General features: G+C 65.4%; 17 protein-coding genes and 1 pseudogene. 8 read left to right on the top strand and 10 right to left on the bottom strand.

What is annotated here, in order from left to right:
• Nucleotides 1-39 precede the first annotated feature (39 nt).
• On the top strand, nucleotides 40-759 hold the full coding sequence (locus ACV7NQ_RS15805) for a class I SAM-dependent methyltransferase (protein ID WP_463360358.1): 720 nt from the start codon (nucleotides 40-42) through the stop codon (nucleotides 757-759).
• Between the two features lie 6 nt (nucleotides 760-765).
• Here ACV7NQ_RS15805 and ACV7NQ_RS15800 read toward each other — a convergent pair whose 3' ends face one another.
• Nucleotides 766-3,141: a flippase-like domain-containing protein gene (locus ACV7NQ_RS15800; RefSeq protein WP_463360357.1), complete on the bottom strand. Its 2,376-nt coding sequence runs from the start codon at nucleotides 3,139-3,141 to the stop codon at nucleotides 766-768.
• A 247-nt stretch (nucleotides 3,142-3,388) separates the two neighbouring features.
• On the opposite strand from ACV7NQ_RS15800, the pseudogene ACV7NQ_RS15795 reads away from it, so the two are divergent.
• Nucleotides 3,389-4,095, top strand: a pseudogene (locus tag ACV7NQ_RS15795) (polysaccharide deacetylase family protein).
• Nucleotides 4,096-4,146: 51 nt separating this feature from the next.
• The gene (locus ACV7NQ_RS15790) at nucleotides 4,147-5,016 is read left to right on the top strand and encodes an SDR family NAD(P)-dependent oxidoreductase (RefSeq protein ID WP_463360356.1); all 870 of its coding nucleotides are present in this window, start codon (nucleotides 4,147-4,149) and stop codon (nucleotides 5,014-5,016) included.
• A 10-nt stretch (nucleotides 5,017-5,026) separates the two neighbouring features.
• Here the strand turns inward: ACV7NQ_RS15790 and ACV7NQ_RS15785 are convergent, their stop codons facing one another.
• Nucleotides 5,027-5,377 (bottom strand): SDR family oxidoreductase, encoded by a 351-nt coding sequence (locus ACV7NQ_RS15785; RefSeq protein ID WP_463360355.1) that lies wholly within the window; start codon nucleotides 5,375-5,377, stop codon nucleotides 5,027-5,029.
• Between the two features lie 1,174 nt (nucleotides 5,378-6,551).
• Between ACV7NQ_RS15785 and ACV7NQ_RS15780 the strand changes: the two genes are divergently transcribed.
• Entirely contained in the window at nucleotides 6,552-7,337 is a 786-nt protein-coding gene (locus tag ACV7NQ_RS15780) for a GntR family transcriptional regulator (RefSeq protein ID WP_463360354.1), read from the top strand.
• A gap of 82 nt (nucleotides 7,338-7,419) precedes the next feature.
• On the opposite strand, the gene ACV7NQ_RS15775 is transcribed toward ACV7NQ_RS15780, so the two are convergent.
• On the bottom strand, nucleotides 7,420-8,700 hold the full coding sequence (locus ACV7NQ_RS15775) for an MFS transporter (protein WP_463360353.1): 1,281 nt from the start codon (nucleotides 8,698-8,700) through the stop codon (nucleotides 7,420-7,422).
• Nucleotides 8,701-8,832: 132 nt separating this feature from the next.
• On the opposite strand from ACV7NQ_RS15775, the gene ACV7NQ_RS15770 reads away from it, so the two are divergent.
• Together ACV7NQ_RS15770 and ACV7NQ_RS15765 are read left to right on the top strand one after the other, a co-directional pair.
• Nucleotides 8,833-9,792, top strand: a complete 960-nt coding sequence (locus ACV7NQ_RS15770; protein ID WP_463360352.1) for a LysR family transcriptional regulator — start codon at nucleotides 8,833-8,835, stop codon at nucleotides 9,790-9,792.
• A 505-nt stretch (nucleotides 9,793-10,297) separates the two neighbouring features.
• On the top strand, nucleotides 10,298-11,269 hold the full coding sequence (locus ACV7NQ_RS15765; protein WP_463360351.1) for a DUF5996 family protein: 972 nt from the start codon (nucleotides 10,298-10,300) through the stop codon (nucleotides 11,267-11,269).
• A 3-nt stretch (nucleotides 11,270-11,272) separates the two neighbouring features.
• Here the strand turns inward: ACV7NQ_RS15765 and ACV7NQ_RS15760 are convergent, their stop codons facing one another.
• Entirely contained in the window at nucleotides 11,273-12,397 is a 1,125-nt protein-coding gene (locus tag ACV7NQ_RS15760) for an NAD(P)H-dependent flavin oxidoreductase (RefSeq protein WP_463360350.1), read from the bottom strand.
• Between the two features lie 35 nt (nucleotides 12,398-12,432).
• Nucleotides 12,433-13,134 carry a wax ester/triacylglycerol synthase domain-containing protein gene (locus ACV7NQ_RS15755; protein WP_463360349.1) on the bottom strand — a complete coding sequence of 234 codons (702 nt, stop codon included), beginning with the start codon at nucleotides 13,132-13,134 and terminating at the stop codon, nucleotides 12,433-12,435.
• A 200-nt stretch (nucleotides 13,135-13,334) separates the two neighbouring features.
• Between ACV7NQ_RS15755 and ACV7NQ_RS15750 the strand changes: the two genes are divergently transcribed.
• Nucleotides 13,335-14,375: an alpha/beta hydrolase gene (locus ACV7NQ_RS15750; RefSeq protein ID WP_463360348.1), complete on the top strand. Its 1,041-nt coding sequence runs from the start codon at nucleotides 13,335-13,337 to the stop codon at nucleotides 14,373-14,375.
• A gap of 38 nt (nucleotides 14,376-14,413) precedes the next feature.
• Nucleotides 14,414-15,556, top strand: a complete 1,143-nt coding sequence (locus ACV7NQ_RS15745) for a N(5)-(carboxyethyl)ornithine synthase (protein ID WP_463360347.1) — start codon at nucleotides 14,414-14,416, stop codon at nucleotides 15,554-15,556.
• 330 nt (nucleotides 15,557-15,886) lie between these two features.
• Here the strand turns inward: ACV7NQ_RS15745 and ACV7NQ_RS15740 are convergent, their stop codons facing one another.
• The 5 genes from ACV7NQ_RS15740 to ACV7NQ_RS15720 all read right to left on the bottom strand — a co-directional run bounded on the left by ACV7NQ_RS15740 (nucleotide 15,887) and on the right by ACV7NQ_RS15720 (nucleotide 22,167).
• The gene (locus ACV7NQ_RS15740) at nucleotides 15,887-17,608 is read right to left on the bottom strand and encodes a cutinase family protein (RefSeq protein ID WP_463360346.1); all 1,722 of its coding nucleotides are present in this window, start codon (nucleotides 17,606-17,608) and stop codon (nucleotides 15,887-15,889) included.
• A 438-nt stretch (nucleotides 17,609-18,046) separates the two neighbouring features.
• Nucleotides 18,047-18,967: an aldo/keto reductase gene (locus ACV7NQ_RS15735; protein ID WP_463360345.1), complete on the bottom strand. Its 921-nt coding sequence runs from the start codon at nucleotides 18,965-18,967 to the stop codon at nucleotides 18,047-18,049.
• Between the two features lie 611 nt (nucleotides 18,968-19,578).
• On the bottom strand, nucleotides 19,579-19,758 hold the full coding sequence (locus ACV7NQ_RS15730) for a hypothetical protein (protein ID WP_463360344.1): 180 nt from the start codon (nucleotides 19,756-19,758) through the stop codon (nucleotides 19,579-19,581).
• A 1,082-nt stretch (nucleotides 19,759-20,840) separates the two neighbouring features.
• Nucleotides 20,841-21,692 carry a DUF6301 family protein gene (locus tag ACV7NQ_RS15725; RefSeq protein ID WP_463360343.1) on the bottom strand — a complete coding sequence of 284 codons (852 nt, stop codon included), beginning with the start codon at nucleotides 21,690-21,692 and terminating at the stop codon, nucleotides 20,841-20,843.
• Between the two features lie 238 nt (nucleotides 21,693-21,930).
• Entirely contained in the window at nucleotides 21,931-22,167 is a 237-nt protein-coding gene (locus tag ACV7NQ_RS15720) for a hypothetical protein (protein ID WP_463360342.1), read from the bottom strand.
• Nucleotides 22,168-22,174: the final 7 nt, after the last annotated feature.

Genomic DNA, 22,174 nt, shown 5'->3' with positions numbered 1-22,174 from the left:
TTTCTGGTCGATCAGGCTGTTCCTACAGATCATGAACACATGACCCGAAATGGACATCAGTCTGCCATCCACCATTCCAACGACGACACCGACACCGCCGTCATCGGTATCCTGCTCACCCGGCCGCGCCGGTATCGCGTCTTCAAGACTGCCTTCATGCTCGGCCGGGCGCGGTCGTTGAACGCCCAACTGATCGCGCTCAGCGGTGCCGCCCCCGGCGATCACGTGCTCGACCTCGGCAGCGGACCGGGCGATCTGGCCTGCGCACTGGCCGGGCACGTTGGGCCGGGCGGACGCGTGACCGGCATCGACCCGTCGCCGAATATGGTCGCGTACGCGACCGAACATTCTCGCGCACTGTCGAACTGCCGATTCGAAGTCGGCCCGGCCCAGTCACTGCCACTCCCCGACGCCTCGGTCGACCTGGTGACCTGCACCTTTGTCATGCATCACATCCCGGAGGTGCAGCGCGCCGCCGCGATCGGGCACATGTTCCGGGTGCTGCGGCCCGGCGGGCGACTCCTACTGGCCGATACGCATCCGACCGGTCGGGTGCTGCCCGCCGTGATCCGAGGCATGTCCCGCTATGCCGCGCATCGCACCCACGATGACGCCGCGATCGGACGCCACGCGGATCCATTGGCGGCCATCGATATTCGCCGTTATCGAGAAACCCTGCGCGAAGCCGGTTTCCGAACGGTGGAGTTCACCGCCGTCAAACCTGTCACGGGCGCACTCTTCGCGACCAAGGACGGATAACCCGGATTAGATCATGTTCTTCGCGGTCAGCCAGCGCATCGTCGGCCACCCACAGAACACCGGCAGCCAGCAGGTGAGCACACGGTAGAGCAGCACCGAGGGAACGGCGATGGTCGCGGGCAGCCCGAAGGCCGCGAGACCACCGATCAGTGCGGCCTCCACGGCGCCGACGCCGCCGGGTGTCGGCGCCGCGGCGGCCAGGGTGCCGCCGATCATCGTGACGATGGTGACGGTGACGAACGTGGTGCCGCCACCGAACGCCTCGACACTGGCCCACAGCGCGAGCGCCATGCCGAGCGTGATCGCCGCGCAGCCGAGGATGATCACTGAGAAACGCTTCGGATCGTGGGCGAGATCGGCGAGCTCGCCCAGCACTTCCTGCAACTGCGGTCGGATCGAATTGTTCAGCCAGAGCCGCAGTTTCGGCACGAACATGAAGGCGCCGATGATGCCGACGCCGACACCGGCCAGCAGATACAGCACAGTGGCGTCGGGCACGAAATGCGACAGATCCGCCGAGGTGCCCGCCACGATGCTGAACAGGATCAGCAGCCCGACGTGGGTGATCACCTGCACCGCCTGCTGCAGGGCCACCGCGGCGGTGGCGCGCACTGCGCCGAGTCCGCCCTTCTGCAAGAACCGCACACTCAACGCGAGACCACCGACGCCGGCGGGGGTGGTTGTCGCGGCAAAGGTGTTGGCCACCTGCATGATCACCAGGTTGCGGAAGCTCACCAATCGGGAGGCGCAGGCCCACAGAGCCGCGGCCGCACCGACATACGTCAGCGTGGAGGCGATCAAACCGGCCAGCGCCCACCACCAGTTGGCCTTCGTCAGCTGCGTGAAGAACGCTGGCACGGCACTGATGAACGGGTAGGCGACGTACACGAGCCCGATCAGCAGCACCAGTTGGATGATCTGGTTGCGACTGAACCGGGTGATCTGCTCGGCCTCGATCTTGTCCTGCCCGGTCTGCTTGCGCACCTCCTCGCGTGCCGAGGACACCGCATGCGCCCAATCCGGGATCGACTTCTTGATCCCGGATGGCGTGGCGGACTTGGTCAGTCGGCTCGCCGCGGTGAGCACCTCCTGCTCGCCGAGGGTGTCGATGGCGGCCCGTACCGCGGGTTCCTTGCCGAATATCGCCGTCGTCGACACCAGCAGTTGCGCGACATCGGATTGCCGCTGCCTCTTGGAGGCGCCGAACTCGGCGCTGGTGAAGCCACCGAACAACGTTGTGTCGTTGTCGATTCGGATCTCGGATGGCCGCAGGTCGCCGTGCGAGATCTGGCCGCGATGCAGCCGGTCGAGTGACTGCCAGACTCCGGTGAGCACGTCGCCGGAGAGCTCGTCCATCGGCGTGCCCCGAGGAACCGTGTGCGCGTACAGCATCCAGCCACGGTCGAGTGCCGCCACGGCCACCGGAGTGACGGCGGCCAACCCGAGGTCGCCGGTCGCGATCGCCATCAGCGCGCGATGCTCGACGGCGCGGTGCATGGATCCGTGTAGCGCCGCGGTTTCACTGGCGCGAAAGGTGAACCACCGCCACAGCTCGCGCAGCGCCCCGAAGCTGCGCTGGTTCTTGCCGTACATTTCGACGAGCAGTTCGCGCTCGGGTCCGTCGACGACGGCGGCGGCGAGCACCAGCGGACCACGCCCGGCCGGATGCACCACGGTGAACGCGGTGACCATGTGCCCACGCTTGGCCAACACCCGCACCGCGGCATCGAGCGGAACCTCGAGTGCCGGTGTGCCGACCACGAGCACGATCACCGCGCCGACCAGCCAACCGACGGCAAGCCCGAACATCGCCCTCGCGGGCACGACCGCGCTGACCACCAGATGGATCGGCGCGAAGGCCAACAGCAGGAACCACAACCAGCGCCGCGGCCGGACCGGCAGCCAGGGACTGGACACGGTGAGCACCGCGGCCAGCATGGCGATCCAGCGCGGATCGTCCAGGAACTGGGACAGGAAGGTATCGAGCCGGTCAGGAACCTGCAGATGCCATTTCGGCGCCGACAGCCCCGTCCCGGTGATCGATAGCAGCAGTCCGGCGACCAGACCCGCCGCGGCACAGCCGGCCAGCAGTTTCCACTGCCTGCCGATGATCAATTCGATGAGGATCGCGAACGGCAGCGCCAGGATCGCCATGCCGTAGACCAGGTACACCAGATTCGATTGGCCGGGATTGAGGAACCCGACGATGTTCGACACCGAACGTTCCAACTGCAGCCACTCGGGCCGGGTGATCACCGAGGCCGCGACGACAATGCCGACCCACGCCGCCGCGAGTACGACACGGATGATGTCATTTGTCCGCCGGATCAGCGGTTGTAGCAGGCTGCCCGTTACCGGGATGTCCCGCCCGTCGACTCGCATGTCGTTTCGGCACTTTCGGTCGAGTTGGAGCTACATTGGCCACCCTCGCCCACTCTTCGTGAGTATGCAGGAGGCCGACGCGCACGATACACACCAACACGCCGCAAGCTGCCCTGCCGCTGTGTGCCTTTCGTCGGCTGCCGGGGCCCACCGACAGTATTGCCGCGGGCCGCCGGTCGAGTACATGGCCAGCGGTGTGCTCGAGCTCACTTTGACCTGACATCGATGTGAGGTTCGAGCATGGCCTATGGACAACGAACTCTTCGACTACACCCCGATCGTCGATCGCGCACCGATTCAATGGCCTGGTGGCGCCCGGGTCGCCTTCTATGTCGGGCTCAATGTCGAGCACTACCAGGTCGACCGGCCCTCGACCAGTATCTTCGCCGGAACCGCCGAGCTGTCCCCGGATCCGCTGAACTACGGCTGGCGCGACTACGGCCCGCGGGTCGGCTTCTGGCGGGTGCTCGACCCTCGACCGGCACGGCATCCGCGCCAGTGTGCTGCTCAATTCCGATGTCGCCGAACACAATCCGCAGCTCATCGAGGCAGGCGTTACCCGAGATTACGGTACGTGCTGGACTGGACCAACGACGACCAGCCGTATCGGCTGAACGTGCCGGGGATGTCGAGCGTCCCGTACTCGGTGGAGCTCAACGACATCGGCCTGTTTGTCAGCAAGAGCCTGAGCGGGCCGGATTTCGTGCAGATCGTTCGGGATCAGACCGATCAGCTGTACGCGGACTCGGCCGACAGCGGGCGCGTGATGGCGTTGGCATTGCATCCCTTCGTCATCGGGCAGGCGTTCCGAGCAAGTATCTCGATCAGGCGCTCGAGTACGTGGTGAACCACCCCGGGGTGTGGCTGACCACCAGCGACGAGATCGCCGAGCACTACTCGGGCGCGTCGGGGCTTGCCGAATCCGCTCGACACGAAGACGATCAGGTCGGTTAGGCGGTGCCGGACGGTCGTCCGAGCGCCGTACGCGACGTTCGGAAGGCTGTCATGGCAGTGCAGGACCAGGACCAGGACCTATCAGGCAAGACCGTGATTGTGACCGGGGCAAGCTCCGGCCTCGGCGCCGAGGCGGCGGCCAAGCTCGCGGCGCGCGGCGCCACGGTCGCGGTGGTCGGCCGCTCGCCGGAGCGCACCGCCGAGGTGGCGGACAAGATCGGCGCTGAGTCGTTTCTCGCGGACTTCGCCCGCTTCGACGAGGTACGCAAGCTGGCCGACCAACTGCTGGATCGCTACCCGCGGATCGATGTGCTCGCCAACAACGCGGGCGGCGCGTGGGCCAAGCGCATCGTGACCGACGACGGCAACGAGCTCACCTTCCAGGTCAACCACCTGGCCGGGTTCCTGCTGACCGTGCTGCTGCTGGATCGGCTGGTGCAGTCGAAGGCCAGGGTCATCAACACCTCGAGCATGACCTACCGGATGGCCCGGCTGAACCTCGATACCGTGAACGCGTCGACGGGCTCGTTCAACCAGATGGGCGCCTACGCCACCTCGAAGCTGGCGAACATCGTGTTCACCAGCGAGCTCGCCCGCCGTACCGAGGGCACCGGCCTGGTCACCGCCGCCTTCCATCCCGGTGCCGTCGCCACCCACGTGTACGACAACGCCCCGCTCGGCCTCGGCCGACTGATCCGTTCCCCGCTGTCGCGGCCGTTCTTACTCCGGCCCGAACAGGGTGCAGATCCGTTGGTGCGGTTGGCGACAACCCAGGACGCGGGGTCCATCAACGGCATGTACTTCCATCGGTTCAAGCTGGAGGCGCCGAGCAATAAGCAGGCGGTCGATCCCGGACTCGCGCAACGGCTGTGGACGATGTCGGAGGAAATCACCGGCGTCGCACCGATTTCAGCCGACTAGCGTTTCGGCCTCAGCTCGGCCGTTGGTCCTCCCCATCTCGGGAGTGTCTGCCACCGGTCGAGTTCTCCGGCGGTACGCCGACGCTGAACACACCACTGGTCATGCCACCGGTATCGAGCTCGACGATCAAGCGCACGACCTGTTCGGTAGGGACGTTCGTGGGAAAGCTGGTGGGCGCGATGGCATTTGCGCGGACCCCGAACTCGCCGAACTCGGCGGCGAGGTGGCGGGTCAGATGATTGAGCGCGGCCTTGGACGACGCATAGAGCGCCTGCCCGCCCGGGTACACCTGCGACCCGGCGATGCTGGAGACATTGACGATATTGCGGTTGCGCGCGCGGTTCTCGTCCCCGGCCTGCATCTAGGCCCGCTGCGCCAGCCGCGCCGACAACCGCAGTGGCACATCGACATTGACCGCGAAGTGCGGTTCGAACTCATCCAGCGCGATATCGCCGTCGACAATGCCACGGGGAGAACAGCAGCGCCACCGCCCGTACGCTCTCGCGCGCAGTGACTGCCGCTCCCCTGGCGCCGGTCTTCAGGTCCACCGCCGCATCCGGCGTCCGAACTTCGCCCGGTCTGGTGCGCCGCCGCCGAACCAGGCCGGATTCAGGTTGTTGTGCGGCCACCCCTGTGGGCTGCCCGCCGGGTGACGGTGCAGCGAGCCCGCGGTGGCCGGTCGCGCGTTGCGAGGATCGCGAGGTGAGTCGTGACCTGCGTGTGTGCTTTGTCGGTGACTCGTTCGTCGCCGGTGTCGGGCGATCGGTTGTGCCTGGGCTGGGTCGGTCGCCTGGCCGCCGACGCCTATGCCGACGGCGTCCCGCTCACCGCCTACAACCTGGGCGTTCGGATGCAGACGTCCACCGATATCCGCGGCCGCTTCCTCGCCGAGTGCGGTCTGCGACTCTGTCCTGGGTGCTCCTCGTCCGGTCGGTCTGCGGCACTGCGGTCCAGAGGGATGCAAACTGTCTGGGACAATACGTCCCAATCACGGTCCGGCCGTGCGCCGGGCACAGTACCGATCAGCCGACGGACATCCGGCGCGTTGCCGCGTCGGCCCGCTGCCACCGCTAGATCCACTGGTATGCGCGCGCCGTCGTCGGGCCGGTTGACCAACTCGTGGAGCGGGTGCAGCCAGCGACCGACCTCCTGGCGCAACGGTCCCTCGGTTTCCAGTGACACAGCGCGCCGATCAGGGTGAGCATCGAGCGCGCGAACGGCGTGAAATATGCGGGCATGGTCGTCTGCCGCAGGATGTTCGAGAGTCGGGGGTTCGTCAGCCGCAGTAGCTGCTCGCGCAGCCACGGCGTAGTGATCCGATAGGTCTCGTGAACTGGGGGTTTGCCACTCGAACCGGTCGCGAAAGGGCGTGTGCGCCCACCGTCGGATTCGCGGTCCTATTGACGTTGCCTCGTCGGATGGCCATGAGTCGCCTCACAATTGGGCGCGGATCAGACTTGCCCACGTGCGGTCCTGCATAGCAGGGCTTAGACTGTCTGGGACGTATTTGGCACAGAATTGAAAGGTGGCATCCGATGGGATCCCAGACGGTAGTCGCCGACGTTGCCGATGAGCTGGCACGCCGGGTTGCCGCGGGGGAATATCGGCCGGGGGATTTGATGCCGTCGGTCCGTCAGGTCGCCGAGGAATTCGAGATGAATCGCGCGACCGCACAGCTGACCCTCGGTCGGCTGGAGTCGCACGGATTCGTCGAAGCGCGGCGTGGCAAGGGATTCACCATCCGTGACGTCCGCGAGGCGGGCGGCATCGACGTGTATCGGCACCTATTCCGGTTCTCCGTCCCGATGCCCGATATCGCGATCGACATGTTCCGCGACGTCGTCGAGGTGCAGCGCGGGATCGTGATGGAGGCGCTGCTCGCCTACACCGGCAGCGAACAGGACATCGATCCGGCCGAGTTGAAGGCCGATATCGACGAGCTGGAATCGCTTACCCGGCTGGAGGTTCCGGACTTCCGCCAGATCCTTGCCATCGAGGTCGCGCTGGTCCGCAAGCTGCTGACCGCCCTCGGGCTGAGCATGCAGCGCGCGATCTTGAACTCCATCGGTGAGATGGTGCTCGAGGTGCCCGAGGCGATCGAGGCGTACTTCGCGGGCGCCGCGGATCTGCATGTGCTCGTCTGGCGTGCGCTTGTCGCAGTGTGGGACTCCGGTTCCGGCCCATCCGATGCGCAGCTCGCGCTGTTCGAGGACCTGTTCGGGACGTACCACAAGAAGGTGGTCGCCCGGTTCGAGGAGCTGGTCGACGTGCTCGACGAGGCCGATGATCACGCCGACGACGCGCACGCGGCGACCGCCTGACGGTCCGCTCTTTCACCCCTGCCGCCTCGGCCCTTGCTGTCTGAGCCGGAGTTGATCATTCGTCGTCGAGGTGGCGGCCCCGTTACTTGGCTTCATGCGAACCGCCCGCTGCCTGTGGTTGGGCATGGGCTGTTGCCACCGCAAGGTCGGGTGTAAGCCAGGAATCCTGGCGGCGGGGTAACAGCAGCGGGCTGGCGAGGATCAGCAGTCCTGCGACCGTGATAGCCGTGCGTGGGCTGGTGGCGTCGGCGAGCAGTCCGCCGAGCGCGCTGAGGATGGCGATGGAGGCGCTGCTGCTGATCGACCAGGCCGACAGGGTGCGGGCGACGCGGTCTTTGGGTGTGTGCTCGAGTCGATAGGTGGCGAGTACCGGGTTGTACAGGCTCATGCTGGTGATGATCGCGAGCTCGACAGCGATCACAGTCACGAGGCCGGCGACACCGGGCTGAACGAAGACGAGGCCGATGAGCCAGACGGCGCGCAGCGTGCCGACGGTACGGAGGATCCGGTGTTGGCCGTACCGTGCCACGACACGGCTGGCAAGGCGTGAGCCGATGAGTCCGCCGAGGCAAGGGGCAGCGAAGGCGAGCCCGTACTGCCAGGGTGGGAATCCGAGCTGGCGGAGCAGAAGCACGGCCAACAGCGGCTCGGTGGCCATGATCAGACCACTGACGAGCAGCTGGTTGAGGTAGAGCGCCCGTAGGCCTGGATGAGCCAGGAGGTGCCGCCAGCCGTCGAGCAACTCGCCACCCCGGACTCGGCGCTTGGCGGTTCGCTGCGGGTGTTCTTCTCGGCCGCGAATCGCCGTGACCCCCAGCGCGGAGAGTAGGTAGCTGAGCGCGTCGGCCACCACGGTGGTGACCGGCCCGAACAGGCCGATTGCCGCCCCGCCCAGTGGCGGCCCGACGGCGATGGAACTCCAGTTCGTGGACTCGAACCGCGCGTTGGCCACGAGCAGGTCGTCCGGCCGGACGAGGGCGTTGAGGTAGGCGCCGCTCGCCGCGTTGAAGGCGATCTTGGCCGCGGCGACCACGGCCGAGACGACCATCAACTGGACGAAACTGAGCCGGCCGAAGGCGTAGGCGACCGGGATCGTCATCATGACCGCGAACCGGGCCAGGTCCATCGTGATCATCACCGGTCGTTTGTGGCGAAACTCCACCCACGGCCCGAGCGGCAACGCGATCAGCGCGCCCACTGCCGGCCCCACCGCTGACAGCGCGGACACCTGCACGGGGCTGGCGTGCAACACCAGCACGGCGATCAGCGGTAACGCACCGAACCCCAGCCCGGAGCCGTAGGCGCTGATTGCGTAGGACGTCCACAGCCATCCGAACTGCCGGCCCAGGGATCGTCTGGCCACCAAGCTCCGTACCTCCCGCTTCGAACAACTCGCTGTTGATCGCTGTGATCAAAGCAGGGCCGAGGAGGCGGAATCAAACAACTGAGCTGGCGGCGAGCCACAACCGTATGTTGTGCGAGTAGGGTTTGCTGCGTGGATCTCAACGCCGTGCGCACCTTCGTCGCCGCTGCGGACGCTGGCCAGTTCCAGGAAGCTGCCGCGGCGCTGTCGATCACTCAGCAGGCGGTCTCCAAGCGCATCGCGACTCTGGAGAAATACCTGGATGTGCGCTTGTTCGCCCGCACGGCCCGCGGCGCCCAGCTCACGATCGACGGCCAGGCATTTCTGCCCCATGCCCGTGAACTGCTTCGGGTCGCAGAGCGCGCCGACGCCTCCGTGCGCCCTGGCCGGCGCGTGCTACGCGTCGATGTCGTCGCCCGGCGCATCGTAACGGCAGTGCTCCTCCAGGACTTCCACCGCACGCATCCCGACATCGAGCTGGACGTCGTCACCCTCGACGCCGACGTCGACGTAGCGATCGCCGCTGTCGAAGCTGGAACGATCGATGCCACCTTCCACGCCGTCCCCCCACAGCGGCATCTACCCAAAGCGATCAGCACTGCCCGAGTGATCGACGAGCCGCACCAGCTGCTCGTCGGCCCCCGCCACCCGCTCGCCAACGCCCGCGCCGTCACGCCCCCGCAACTGGCCGGACACCGAATCTGGATGCCCGGCCTTCCTGCCCGTGGCGAGGTGGCCGACTACTACGCCGAACTCGCCACGACCTTTGGGTTCACCATCGACGTGCTCGGCCCTGTCTTCGCAAAAGAGGCCCTGCTGGACGAGATCGCCGACTCATCGGACCTGGCGACCCTGATCGGCGAACGCTCGCGGTATCTGTGGCCAGACAGCTACGACCTGCGACGCATACCCATACGCGACCCAACCCCTGTCTACCCGATGTCGATAATCTGGCGCGAGGACAATCCGCATCCCGCGCTGGTCAAACTTCGCGACTACCTCGACTCCAGACGAGCGGACGCACCCGACACCGAGGTCTGGATACCGAAATGGGCGCAGCGTATCCCGCGCACCACGGCGACGTCCAGCTGATCGGCAGTGACCGCAGTCTGTCCGACACTGCGCGGGCGAACCCCATGGTCGTCTTCCTCTCGAATGGGAGCCAGATGGCGCGGCGGTCCTCGCCGTATCCACCACCGACCAGAACCCCGACGGCCAGCGCGACGCGCTCGCGGCGGCTGGCTGCGAGCAGATCTTCCTCGACAAAGCCTCCGGCAAGCTCGCCCCCGCTCGGAACTGGACAAGGCGCTGCTAGTGGCCAACTGGTGTCATGCCCTCACGCTGGACGGCGGATCCGAGAAACCGAACGCGACACCGCCGCGGTGACCGGCACTGCCGCTCACCTTCGCAACCTTTCGGCAACGGCAGGGCGACGGTCCTGTGGCCGCTGGGCACTGCCCATTCGGATGGATAACCACCGGCGAGTCTATGGCAACACGCGGACTGAGGTGGGTCGGCGGTCGGGCCGTATGGCGACAATTACGGCACTTCCTGCAATCTGCTGGCGCACCACCGCACCAGCTCGTACGGTTTCGGTATGGACTCTGTCGAGCCACTACCCGCCATCCCGTTGGAATCCTGGCGCCCTACCAAGGAGACGCTGCACCGATTCTCCCAGATCGTCGGCAAGGTCGCCCTCGCCAAAGGCATTCGGCGCAATCACTGGTGGCACATGACCTATCGGCTCACCCCGCGCGGCTGGACCACGGTCCCGCTAGGTTCCGCAAGGAGCGGGCCGGTATTCAGCTGTGCGTTCGACTTCTTCGACCACGTGCTGCGGATCGCGACCGATCGCGGCGTCGAGGTCGAGATAGACCTGCAGGAACAGTCCGTCGCCACCTTCTACCGCGACGTAATGGCCGCACTGCGCAACCTCGACGTGGAAGTCGTACTGCCGCACCCACATCCGTTCGATCTGCCGGATGCGGCACGTCTGTTCGAGGACGACACCGAGCATGCCGACTACCATCCGGATAACGTACAGCGGGCTTTTCGGGTACAGAGCCAGGTCGGGCGGATACTCGAGGAGTTCAGCGCTACCTATTCTGGCAAGATCAGCCCGGTCCAATTGTTTTGGCACACTTTCGATATTGCGGTGCAGCGGTTCTCCACTCGACAGATCGACATGCCAGCCACGGTCGATTCGGTGACGCGCGAGGCATACTCGCGGGAGGTCATCAGCTCCGGATTCTGGTTCGGTGACGACAAGGTCGGGGAACCGACGTTCTACTCCTACGTCGCCCCCGAACCTGCCGGGCTCACCGATCGGCCCCTGCCCTCGGGTGCCCGATGGGTTCCGTCCGGATCGGCGCATGCGGCGTATTACGCCTACGACGAGGCGCGCTCGTCCCCGGATCCGGTCGGTGCCGCGCTCGGGTTCTTTCAGTCCGTCTACGCGAGCGGATCCGAGCTGGCCGGATGGGATGCCGCCCAGCTGGCCTGCTGGGGCGGCATCACCGATCCGGTGCTGGAGAAGAAGGAATCACGCTGGCCGGAATGGCCGGAGTGATTGCTACAGCGAGCCGTTGAGCTTGTTCAAGCGATCGCAGGACTCGACGTACTCCTCGATCAGCCGGGCGACCACGTCGGCGGAACGCTCCACCTTGGTCATCATGCCGACCACCTGGCCGACCGGGTTGAAGTTCACGTCCTTGGCGGCCTCCGGGTAGCGGTGGCCGCGCTTGACGCCGTCCAGGGCCACCATCATCTGCAGCGGCATGGGCAGTGGGTCTGGGGTCTCGGCCGACTCCCATGCTTCGGTCCAGTCGTTCTTCAGCATGCGGCACGGCTTGCCGGTCCAGGAGCGCGAACGCACGGTGTCGTGGCTGGAGGCGTCGATGTAGGTCTGCATCTGTGCGGGCGGCACATTCGCCTCCTCGACGGTCAGCCACAGCGAACCCGTCCACGCGCCCGCCGCGCCCATCGCCATGGCCGCGGCGACCTGGCGGCCGTTGCCGATGCCACCCGCGGCCAGCATCGGCATATCGCCGATCGCGTCGACCACCTGCGGCCATAGCACCATCGAGGAAATCTCGCCGCAGTGCCCGCCGCCCTCGGTGCCCTGGCAGACAACGAAATCCAGGCCCGCGTTCTTGTGGTTGAGTGCGTGCTTCACCGAGCCGCACAGCGCGCCGATGAGTCGGCCGGAGTCCTGGATCTGCTTGACCACATCCGGCGGCGGAGTGCCGAGCGCGTTGGCGACCAGCTTTGCCTTGGGGTGGCGCAGGATCACCTCGATCTGCGGCGCGACCGTGGTGGCGGTCCAGCCGAGCAGCTCGCTGTGGTGCTCAGTCTCGGGCAGATGCGGGACGTCGTGGTCGGCGAGGATCTTCTCGGCGAAATCGCGGTGACCCTGCGGAACGAGTTCCGCCAGTTTGGCTTCCAGTTCGTCGGGGGTGAGGCCATCGATGCCCTTGCCCTCGTACTTGGACGGGATGACCAGGTCAACGCCGTACACGCCGTGTACATGCTCGTCGAGCCACGCCAGCTCGACCTCGAGCTGTTCGGGGGTGAAGCCGACCGCACCGAGCACACCGAGGCCGCCGGCGTTGCTGACCGCGGCCGCCACGTCGCGGCAATGAGTGAAGGCGAAGATGGGGAACTCGATCCCCAGCTGGTCGCAGATTTCGGTACGCATGGCGTGCTTGTCTCCCTATGGGGCGATAGAACGGGTTACAAAGTTGCCCCGCCGTATTCCGGCCCGGCGCGGCAGGTAACTCCCTGGACCAGCCGAATGGGACGCATACCGCGAGTATCGCCATGGCGCGGCAGCGGCATCATCGATTGGTGAATGCACCATATTATGACAGTAACACGTTCTAGTTTTGCCGGGATAGCCTTTACCCGGCACGCCTTTTCTCTAGGGCGGACTGCTCCAGGTCGGCGAGTGCGCGTCATCACCTGAATGCTCGACAGCGAGTTGTAGATCTCCTTGCTGCGGCACATCGACTCGCTGACCACCCGGAGTCGTTCGGTCGGATCGGCGACATCGGTGGCGAGATTGCACAGGATCGCGCCGACCTTGTTGCCATTGGCATCCTGGTCGCCGTCCTCCGTCCATAGCGACACCGGGACCATCGCGATCAACGGCTTGTCCGGCAGGGCGTTTCGCTCGAGCAGGTAGGACCGCAGCGCGCCGGCGGACATGGTGAGCGCGACGTCATTGACGGTCGAACCGGTCGCCTTCTTCACCTGCTTGATGCGCTCCAGCGGCCAGGATCGGACCGCACAACGGCGCGCGTCGCCGATGGGGACTTTGAACATCGAGCGCGGCGCTTCGAACGGCATCGTCAACGCCTGCTGAACCAGCGCGGCGCGGGCCACCCGCAGCGCGGCCGGTCTGGAATTAGCCGCCGACAACAGGTTTCGCGCCATCCTGCCGAGACCGGACTCAACGGCGGCATCCTTCGGCGGGCGCTGCGCGGCGGCACCGAGACTGCCGAGGTGATGCGGACCGACTGATTCGCGCGGCTGGGCGGGTTCACGACCGGTGAAAGGTAACGCGGCCCGGCGGGATTTCGATCAGCTTCGCGGGCCGTTGTGGTGCGGCACAAGGAGAATCGAAGGGGAGGGTCTTGAACCGTCGAATCAGCAGGCGAGTGGCGCTGGCGGCGACAGCGGTCGCGGTCGCGCTCGGCATCGGTGCAGCTCCCGCGTCGGCGGAGCCTGCTCAGAGTGTCCCGGCGGTGCCGTCGGTGAAATCGGCGGACGGCTCGTATATCGAGCGGATCGAGCCGCAGGACGCGCGGAATATCCGCCTGCAGGTCCATTCCGCCGCGATGAACGAGACCCTCCTCGTGGATGTGCTCCGACCCAGCGGCACCCCAACGCCGCGGCCGACGCTGTACCTGCTCAACGGCGCAGGTGGTGGCCAGGACGACGCGACGTGGAAGCGCAACACCGATGCGCTGACCTTCCTTGCGGAAAAGGACATCAACGTCGTGCAGATCATCGGCGGGCAATGGAGCTTCTATACCGATTGGCTCTCGCCGGACCCGGTACTCGGTGTCAACAAGTGGAAAACCTATGTCACCGAGGAACTTCCGCCACTGATCGATGCCGCGCTCGGCACCAATAAGGTCAATGCCGTTGCGGGCCTTTCGATGGCGGGCACCTCGGTGCTCAACTTCGCGATCGCCAAGCCGGGCCTGTTCCGCAGCGTCGCCGTGTACAGCGGCATCAGCCAGACCAGTGATCCGGTCGGCCAGCAGATGGTCAAGGCAACCGTGGAACTCTGGGGCGGCGGCAATACCGAGAACATGTGGGGCCCGCTGGACAGCCAACTGTGGACCGCCAACGACCCGACGGTGAACGCCGAAAAGCTGCGCGGCACAAACCTGTTCATCTCTACCGGCAATGGCATCCCCGGCGCCTACGACGCGCCCGGCGGCAAGTTCCGCATGGAACCGCCCGAGCAGAACGCACCGGTCGTGGCGATCGGCTCCGTCATCGAAGCCGGCGTGAACTGGTCGACCCACAACCTCAACGCCCGCCTCGACAAGTTGAAGATCCCCGCCACCTTCGTCTACCGCGACAGCGGCACCCACTCCTGGGGCTACTGGCAGGACGATCTGAAGGCATCGTGGCCGGTGCTCGCCCAAGGCTTGCTTAGCTGACCTGCGGATTTCGCGCTTGTCGCGGGTAGGCTTGTTTGGTGAAGCAACTAACTGTCGGTGTAGTCGCGACCTCGCGCAAAGAGGACGAGCACCGGCTGGCGATCCACCCCGCGCATCTCGACCGGATCGACCCAGGGCTTCGCGGCCGCGTCTTCCTCGAGCGCGGCTATGGCGATCGGTTCGGCTACTCCGACGAGCGCCTGGCGCCGCTGGTCGGCGGCCACCGCATGCGCGAGGAGCTGTTCGCCGAGTGCGACGTGCTGCTGTTGCCGAAGCCGCTGGCCGAGGACCTCGAGAACCTGCGCCCCGGGCAGGTTGTGTGTGGGTGGCCGCACTGCGTGCAGGACGAGCGGATCACCCAGCTGGCCGTAGACCGTGGCCTGACCCTGATCGCCTGGGAGGCAATGAACCACTGGACGAAGGAGGGCAACTTCAGCGTCCACGTCTTCCACAAGAACAACGAGCTGGCCGGCTACTGCTCGGTGCTGCACGCGCTGCAGCTGCGTGGGTCCAGCGGCGATTACGGGCGGCGGATGCGGGCGGCGGTGATCAGCTTCGGTGCCACCGCCCGCGGCGCCGTGCGTGCGCTCTCCGCACTCGGCATCAGTGACGTCACGGTGTTGACGCAGCGCAGCGTCTCAGCGGTCGCCTCGCCATTCGCATCGGTGCGGATGCAGCATTTCGCGCGCGACCCGGCGAACCCGAGCCGGACCCTCGCGCTCGAGGCGCCAGAACCCGGACCGTTGGCGGCGATGCTGGCCCAGTACGACGTGGTCGTCAACTGCATCCTCCAGGACACCGAGGAGCCGTTGACGTTCGTGCTGAACGAGGATCTGGACCTATTCGCGCGCGGGACGCTGTTCGTCGACGTCTCCTGCGACGAGGGCATGGGTTTCGAGTGGGCCCGTCCGACGTCCTTCGCAGACCCGATGTTCACCATCGGTGATGACCTGCACTACTACGGCGTCGACCACAGCCCCTCGTTCCTGTGGAACTCCGCCACCTGGGAGAACTCCGAGGCGCTGCTGGAGTACCTGCCGATCGTGATGGCCGGCCCCGATGCCTGGGACGGCAGCGAGACGATCCGGCGTTCAATCGAGATCCGCGAGGGTCGAGTCCAGAACCTCCGGATCCTCTCGTTCCAGGGCCGCGCCGCCGCCTACCCTTACGCGGTCATCTGACCGGACGCGCGGCTGGAGTCTCATGACCGACTTCATCGCGCGGGTGCCCTGACCAGCTCTTCTCGGTCTCAGTCGGAGACGACGTTGTCCGTGAGATGTAGGTTCTCAATTTCGATGACATATCGCGTTGCAGTGACCAGTGGCTTTCCGTCTTGGTCTCACACCGTGTCATATGCCGGCGGTCTCGAAATGGCGTGTCATTTCCTACGGCCACCGACGTCGTAATCCTTGCCGAACTCCGGAAACATCGGCGATGGCTCGCGCCGACATCGCGCCTCGCGGCTACGCTTGCATGCCGACGGATCCGACGGGTCAGTTAATTTGATGTCGTCACTTCGCACCGGTGGTCGGCGCTGCGGATTCCGTTGTCGTGGTGGTCGGCTTGGTGGTGGTCGGCTTCGTGGTCTCAGTGGGTGTCGCGACCGAAGACGGAGCCGGTGGGGTCGTCACCTTCGGTGTGACTGCCGCACCCGGGGTCTCGGACGGCGGCGCTGAAGTCGTCGTCGCTGAAGTCGTCGGCACCGGGGTCGTCGTCGGGGTCGGGGTCGTGGTCGGCACCGGGGTCGTCGGTTGGCTGCTGACATCGGGCTTGGCGGGGGCAGCACTGGTGGTGGTCGTCGGTGACGCGGCCTTGGTCGGTTCACTCGTCGGCGACGCCGAGGTGGCCGCCGCCTTGTACGCGGCGGCGAGGTCCGCCGGTTGCGGCTGGGTAGTCGTGTCGACCGGCTTACCCGCCTGCGCCTGCTTCGCCAGGGCTGTGAGCCAGGCAGCCGCATACTCGGCGGATGTCAGCGGCTTACCGTCGGCAGGGTTGGAGTCACGCCAGTAGTCGAAGTGGTGACCGGTTCCGTTCGGCCCGAGCGTGAGCTGGTACGGGTCGCTCATGACCACGGGGATCGTGTTCTGGTTCGTCACGATGAGACCGACGACCTCGTTCAGCACCTTCTGCGGCAGGTAGGCCAGCGGCGACATCTCGTTGGTCGAGATCGAGTCCGCCTTCGCCGGGACCTTCGGCGCCTCACCCGGCTTGTATGCCGGATCCGACACCTTCAGCAGTACCTGGAGAAAGGTCTCGTCGCTCTGCATCCAGTTCGGCTGCGACTGAATGTCTGCGAACGCCGCAAACGCGATACGGCTGAGGACAACAGCGACGTCCTGCCCTGTCGCCGGCGTGAGCCCGTCTCGTTGGAGTGCGTCGACGTTCAACTGTCGGCCCACATTGGCCGCCAACTGCAGCAGTGAAATGTTCTTCGGTGCCGCGCAGGTGAGATCACCGTCAGAGCAGAACGACGCGATCTTGCCGTTCAGCGCACCGAAGTCACCGCTGGTGCCCGGCAGCGCTCCCTGACCTGGTGCCGGTTTCGTGCCGTTCTGATATTGCTGGTCGAAGCCGTCGGGATTGCTGAACGGATCCTTCGCGCCGGGGAACGGCCCCTCTCCCGCCGAGCGACCCGCGTCGGCGAGGACGACGACACCGAGAACTTTGGCCGGGTCGACGATCCCGTATCCACCGTTCTGGTCGCGCTCCTGATGTCCGACGTTCGTCGCGACGCGGCGCGCGACGTCGGCGCCCTCGCTATATCCGACGATCGAGAACTTGGTGTCGGGGCATGCCTGTGTGATCTCCCGCATCACCTTTTCCGTATTCGAGACACCGGTGGTGACGGCGTCCTCGTAGGTGGCCATGTCCGCCGGATACGCAATGTAGACAGCAGCGTACGAGCCGGGATCAACGGCACCGGCCGGTGCGTTGACGACCGGATCGACCCAATTGCTGGAATGGTCACCCGACAGCGCGGCGGGCAACTCGTTACCGTTGGCATCGACAAGCATCTTCGTGGTTCCCGCGACAGGGGTGTCGCCGCGGCCGGCCACCGAGATGGTCACCATGTCGTGGCATTCCGTGACGGACGACGTGAGCTGCGTATCCCTGGTTTGCGGCGTCGATGTCAGTGCAAACGAGGCAGCGACTACCGCCGCCACCCCCAACACTGCCGGCGCAGCAACAGCCGAAGCGACGCGATGCTGCGCAAAGAACTCACGAAAAGCCATACCCTGATCCCATTCCAATTACCGACAAGTGGACCGACAGCCTCCCGACGGGCCATGCGTCACCAAGGACGTCGTGGTTGGGAGGCGAGCGTTACTGGGCGGTTTGGTTGTTGATCTTGATTCGGGTAGGCTGCATCGTTTTTTTCCTGCCGATCGCGGCCGTTGAGGTGCACGCTTCACAGATCACGTTCGAGGTCAACGATGTGCTGGTCAGCCACCGATCTCGTCCGTCATGACCTGGGCGTGTGCATCCTGCCGGAATCGCCGGCAGCCCGATTCCCGACCTGGCAGTCGTGAAGTTCGCCACATATGCGCCGACGTGGAAGGTGATGGTGGTGCGCCCCGCGGTGACGTAACGTCAGCGGTCGCCGCGCTCCGCGACACGTCAGGTAGCAAGAGCAGCGTCGATCGGTTGTGGGTGAAGGCGTCCGCTCGGGGTCAGTCTGAACCCTCGTTGTCAGATGAGGTGATCCGGTCGATCTCGGCCCGGTCCTCAGCGGTGGGCTGCCACTGACCCGCCTTGACGTTGGCCGCGACCTGTTCGGCTGAGGTGGCGCCGGCGATGACCGAGCTGACGGCTGGCTGCGCAGCGAGACCGCCGATGGCCACGTCGAGCAGGGTGATCGAACGTTCCGCGGCGAAGGCCTCGAGCTCTTCCAGCACGTCGAAGGTCGCGTCGGTGAGCACCGCTTCGCGGTTCCATGCTTGGATCCGGCTGCCTTTCGGGGCGGCCTCACCACGGCGGTACTTGCCGGTGAGCAGGCCGCTCGCAAGCGGGAAGAAGGGGAGCAGGCCGATCCCGTACCGCTCCAGAGCCGGAACAAGGTCGGCCTCGATCCCGCGCTCGAGCAGGCTGTACTCGTTCTGCGCGCTGACAAAGCGCTCCAGGTTGCGGGTACGGGCGATCCACTCCGCATCCGCGGCCTGCCAGCCGCTGAAGTTCGAATGGCCCAGGTAGCGGACCTTGCCCTCGTGCACGAGATCATCCAGTGCGGACAGGGTTTCCTCGATCGGGGTTGCAGGATCGGGCCGATGGATTTGGTACAGATCGATCCAGTCGGTGCGCAGCCGGCGCAGTGAGTTCTCGACCGCGCGGCGGATGTAACGGCGAGATCCGCGCGCGCCCCAGTCGAGGCCGTTGTCTTGGCCGAGCCGCCGGACATCGCTACCGAACTTGGTCGCGATCATGACGTCGTCCCGCTTGCCCTGAAGGATCTCGCCGAGGCGCTGCTCGGAGTCACCGTAGGAGTCCGACGTGTCGAACAGGTTGATGCCGTGATCGAGAGCGGCGTGCACCACGGTCCTGCTCTGCTCGAGATCGAGCTTCATTCCGAAGTTATTGGTACCGAGGCCGACCACTGAAACAGCGAGACCGGAGCTTCCGACACGACGTAGCGATGACGAATCAATCACGGCTACTCTCCTAACATTTGGCGCGGGGCTGGCCGGCTCGACGTTACTGCGTGCTACGGGAACCGGATCAATAGAGGCGCCGAAACGTGCTGCGACCCACTACCGGCCAACCACGAAGCCATCGTCCACATCGCAACCATCGTGACCATGTCACGACTGCTGGCACAGGCCGATCCTACTTCCGCGCCACAGCGGCCCGGGTATCAGCCTCTCGCAGGTGCGCGGACAGAGCGGCACGGAACTCGGCGGCGTTCGAGGTGAGCGGAGTGCCCGCAGTTCTCATAGACGACCTCGGAAGCGCTCGAGCACGTTCGCGGTAATTCGAAGGGTGACGACTGCCTTTGCGGTGATGCCGTCGATGCTGTCCGATGTCAGCGAATCGTCCTCGAGGTGGCCGCCCTGACCTGGGGTGAGGAATCTTGAGTGGCAAGACCAACTGCTGCTGGTCGGAGCAGAAAACTAGGCTGATCTGCATGGATAAGATTCATTGGCAATGGCCCAGTTTCGCTGGCACCGGACAGATGCCGTCGTCGAGGATGGTCGAGGTCATACGTTCGCTAATGTAGGGTCTCAAAATTCGTGGCGGAATCCATCTTCCTGACGCCGATCTCCCTGGCCAGATCGCGCAGCGCCAACTGGTCCGCGCCGCGTTCCCGCAGGCCGCGCTCGGCCGCGTCGAGCAGTGCGGCGCGGAGGTGTCCGTGATGGTAGGGCCGCTCGTCGGTCGCGTCTGGCACGGGATCAACGGTGGGGCAGGTGCGAGCAATTGGCGGACGGGGCGTGAGGCATTGCCGGTGCGCGCGCCGCGTTCCTGATGACGATACCGGTCTCGAATACTCGCCGCGGCTACGCGGTCGCACTCGATGCGCTGGTGCAAGACTTCGGTCCGGATTCAGACGTGGGCTGGCACACGTACCGAGAGGTCCTACAGCGACTGAAATAGGGTGTCGGCTGCCAGGAAATGATTCTCGCGCGAATGTGTGATTTTACGTTGCCGCGGATCGGGATCGCCACGCACGCTGCCCATACGGGCTGAGCCTGACTCAGCAGCCGGACCGATCTTCAAGCACGAACGCCTCGGGCTCGGCGGAATCACCGTCTTCGCCGGTCCCGCAATCGACGCACGGCCCGCATTCGGGTGTGGCTCCTGATGGATGGACTACTCGGACGGCCGGTACGACCGGAGATCCGATCATCGCCAACCCGATTGATGCCACGGTCATGGCCGCCGAAATCGACCGGCTCGTCACGCTCACGCGAATTTCCGCGAGGACCGCGCGCTGACGAGCACCTACGATGGGAGTGTCCGAATAGTGGCGGATCCGGTTCCGGCGTTGGTGAATTACCGGTCGGGTTGATCTGCCCTTCGAAGGTGATCGCGAACGCGTGCAATGCGGGTTTCCACGCGTGTTCTGTTGCGAGAGAACCGTTTTCGGAGTGCTCGGAGCGAGAATCGGGCCGCGTGAGACCGGCCGGCATCGGCTTCGGTCACCGAATCCGGGCGTGCCCACGGCGGCGGCTCCGATTCCGATACACGCGTCGACGACGTTACCGGGCGGTCGACCGGACCCTGGCGCGGTGTAACCGGCTCCGGTCCTATTCCGTCGTTTCTCCCTGTTCCCGAGCGATGCGCTTCAGTTCCGACGCCCTCCACGCCTGCCTGACCTTCACCTGCTCCTCCGATGCCGGACGAGGCCCCCTGCTGGAATGTGATCATGATTGGCATGCCGTTGACACCATTCACAGGTGAGTTGCTCGATATCGGCAATGGCAAAGCCCGCATGTGGGACGACCAGCGCTCGCTAGTCGACGGGCATTGTCAATTCCCCTGGTCGAGAGCGCTGAGCCAGTCGTTGGTTACCACCTGTAACCGGACCGTGTGTTGGAAATCGATCAGCCGCAGGGTTGTTTGGGGACCGGTCCAGCGGATTTCGGAAACCCTGTCGTCGAGGCGATCGGTTGGTTCGCCGATGGATCCGGTCAATACGTCCGCCATCCGGGCAAAAGCCGCCAATGTGTTATTGCGGCCGTCCGGCGTATCAGCCACCTGGGTGCTGACGGTGACTTCGACGCGCACCGCGTCGCCATCGAAGCCGATGATGTCGACGATGTCCGAGCCGAGACCGGCGTCGAACTGAACCCAGTCCGCCGAGTGGATCTGGGGTTCTCGCCAACCGAATACGATCGCCAAGCGCAGCAGATCGTCCATCCGCCATGACCAGACCAGCGTGCGCAATTTCCCGGCGAGATGGGCGATCTCGTTGTCGGACAATGCCCGCCATCCGATTGGACGCGGCGTGGGCTGCGCGACGGGTATGTGGTCGGCGACGAAGAGGGGTTTCGACGCAGGTCGGACTGCGTCGCCCGTCGACAGCGATTCGGTGGCCGCCGCATAGTCGAACGTCAGGTCGTCTTCGGAAGTGATACGGGCTCGCGGTACTTCGGCTGTCGGTGTGCCGAATGTGAGGGTCCCACCCCACATTCGTGTTCTGGATTCTTCCAGAATTTTGCGTGCGCGTTCCAGTAAGGCAGCGCTGGGCGCTGCGTCGCTGGCCGCTGCGTCCGCTGACAGATGCCGACCGATGACAGTCAGTCCTGCTGCACGGCAGCCGACTTCGACGAGTCCGATCGATGTCGCGATGTCGAAAAAGCGGAGGGCATCAATGGTCATGGACCATTCGTCGGCGCCGGTACGCAGCAGCGTGATAGTGGATGCGCGAATAGATGGGTATCGCGGGTGGTTTAGGGTCCGGCACCCCAATTCGCTGCCGACGGCATCGTCGGCAGCACCCGAGGGGGCGAGCCCGATGATCGCTCGAAGTTCCTCGAGTTGGGCTTGATCGAGCCGACCAGTTGTGACCAGGCGAAACCGCCGCGTCAGTTTCATTCGAGGCCTCCGGGTGTTGCCTTCACGACCGCACTACGAGGCGGTCGGGTGTTGTGCCGCTGTCCAGCCACGCAGTTGCGATCTTTCTCGCAACGGCCCGATAGAGCATATCGTCGGCGCTGTTCTCCGACGCGATTACCTCTGTGGTCTTGTTCAGGACCAATGTGCACTGACTGCCCTGTATATCGGTGTACCGGTAGCGAACTCGTTCCTCGTCCTCGTCGACTTTCTCGACTTCTGCGTATAGTGCCAAGGTCATGTTCTCC

Source organism: Nocardia sp. Tas62D01 (assembly GCF_055232035.1).
This window is presented reverse-complemented; position numbering and strand designations above follow the sequence as displayed.